At 65.6% G+C, this 1,806-nt stretch carries 4 protein-coding genes; 2 read left to right on the top strand and 2 right to left on the bottom strand.

The genetic code is table 11. From position 1 onward, the window contains the following. Positions 1–255: 255 nt before the first annotated feature. Positions 256–720 (top strand): ribosomal protein S18-alanine N-acetyltransferase, encoded by a 465-nt coding sequence (gene rimI, locus QZY03_RS29590; protein ID WP_295587584.1) that lies wholly within the window; start codon positions 256–258, stop codon positions 718–720. Positions 721–749: 29 nt separating this feature from the next. Here rimI and QZY03_RS29585 read toward each other — a convergent pair whose 3' ends face one another. Together QZY03_RS29585 and QZY03_RS29580 are read right to left on the bottom strand one after the other, a co-directional pair. Next, complete coding sequence (locus QZY03_RS29585) at positions 750–1,124, bottom strand: hypothetical protein (RefSeq protein ID WP_295587582.1); 375 nt, start codon at positions 1,122–1,124, stop codon at positions 750–752. Positions 1,125–1,198: 74 nt separating this feature from the next. Then, complete coding sequence (locus QZY03_RS29580) at positions 1,199–1,453, bottom strand: hypothetical protein (protein ID WP_295587580.1); 255 nt, start codon at positions 1,451–1,453, stop codon at positions 1,199–1,201. Positions 1,454–1,592: 139 nt separating this feature from the next. Between QZY03_RS29580 and QZY03_RS29575 the strand changes: the two genes are divergently transcribed. Next, on the top strand, positions 1,593–1,806 hold a 214-nt coding region (locus QZY03_RS29575; RefSeq protein ID WP_295587578.1), incomplete at its 3' end, for a hypothetical protein.

Here is a 1,806-nt window from a genome sequence, read left to right as displayed (position 1 = left end):
GCAAGAAGGGGTCCAATGGGCGTTCATCTCGGTGGACGCTTGCGGGCACAGCCCGCTAGGCTCAACCGCCGGATGCGGAAAACCGCATGTCCGGTGGTGTGGGAGGGGTGACGGGCGCAATCCCGTCACCCCGACCCGATCCGATCACGGTTTTCCCGTAGGGTCCGCTGTGCGGACCGTCCGGAACGATGATCAAGGCCCGAGAGCGCGAATCGTGTGGCCTCAGTGGCCGTATCCATCCGAGATTGGAGACCTATGAAAGCTGCGGCACTGGGGCCGGACTTTGCTTTTAGACCCATGCGCGAGCCCGATCTCGACGCGATCATGCTGTCCGAGGCGGCAGCCTGTGACTTTCCCTGGGAGAAGGAGGTCTTTCGGGAGTGTCTGCGGGTGGGCTACAACTGCTGGGTCGCGGATCTGGGCCGACTGGTGGTGGCTCACGCGGTCATGTCCATCGGAGCGGACGAGTGTCATGTGCTCAATATCTGCGTCCATCCGCAGTGGCAGGGTCTGGGTGTCGGGCGACGGCTGCTCAGACGCCTCCTGGCTCAGGCGCGGGAACGCGGTGCGGATACGGCCTTTCTGGAGGTGCGGGCGTCCAATCAACTCGCGCGCAAACTCTATGCCGCGGAGGGCTTCTGTGAGATCGGCACGCGCCGGGGCTATTACCCGGCGCGCAATGGGCGGGAGGATGCGGTGGTGTTGGCGCTGGCGCTTTGACGCGCGCCGGGCGACAGCGCCGTCCGGGTTCACTGGGGCGCGGTGATGTAGACGTAGGCCGGCGGCACCCCGGCGCCGACGATGGCGAACTTCTGGGACTGCCAATAACCGCCCAGGTTCACCGTCTGGCCGGCCGGAAAACTGCCGACCCGCACTTCGTTACCGGTGACCTCGAAGTTCCCCTGGCCGGGCGGCATGATCAGGTTCACCTGGCAGGGGGTCGATTCGCAGGTGCCGGTGTCGCCGGGTTTCACGGTGATCGAGATGACACCGGTCGGGTCGTTTGGTGATGAGGCGCAGGCTGCGAGTACGAGTGTCGCCAGCGCGCCGATCAACCATCGGGGCAGGAATCGGGTCGCATGCGCGACGCCGGGCCAAACGCAGGTTGCAATGGTGTTGTTCATTGTTGGTGTTTCGATTGCATGCGACGGACGCCAAGGGTGAGTGGCGGGCGGGGCTCCGTCCGCCGCCGGGGCGCTTATTTGGTCTTGGCGGGCGCCTCGACCGCGTCGCTCGCGGCAGGCGCTGCCACGCTGGACGTGTCTGCGGGGGCATCCATCCCGTCTTTCTTTTCGATCGCTTTTTCTTCTTTGACCTGGGTCGGGTCTTCGGATTCGGCGAAGGCCGCCGCGTCCAGCATTTTCTCGGACTGGGTTTCCGCCTGGATCAGGGCGGCACCGGACAGGCCGAGGGTCAGGAAGGCGGCAGCGACTACAGGCAGTGCGGGACGCATCGTCAGTCTCTCCTACAAGGTGTGGTAGCGGGCGCTGGTGACGGCCTTGATCATCACTCCGGCCATTTTCCTGGGAGCGCGGGCCACTGGCCCGCATGTGGGCGGGACGCCCACGCTCCCGTGGCGTGCCCTGGGTGCAATGACGATCAAGACCCTGATGACCTGGCGCGAAGCGGGCCTGGTCATTCATGCCATCATCGCCGATTCGGGCGCGAGTTTCGAGTGGCGGGCGCGGAAGAGGCATATAGAAAGGCGGCGCGCGCCGCCTTATTCAGATCCCCTTTGCTCCCGGCGCGCTACCGACGGCCGGAAGCAATGCCCGATGCCACCGCCTATCGGCTGGCCGGTGGCGT

The sequence above is a fragment of the uncultured Lamprocystis sp. genome, from assembly GCF_903933125.1.
GTDB lineage: Bacteria > Pseudomonadota > Gammaproteobacteria > Chromatiales > Chromatiaceae > Thiodictyon.
Note: the sequence above shows the minus strand (reverse complement) of the source record. Positions and strands in the feature narration are given on the sequence as shown.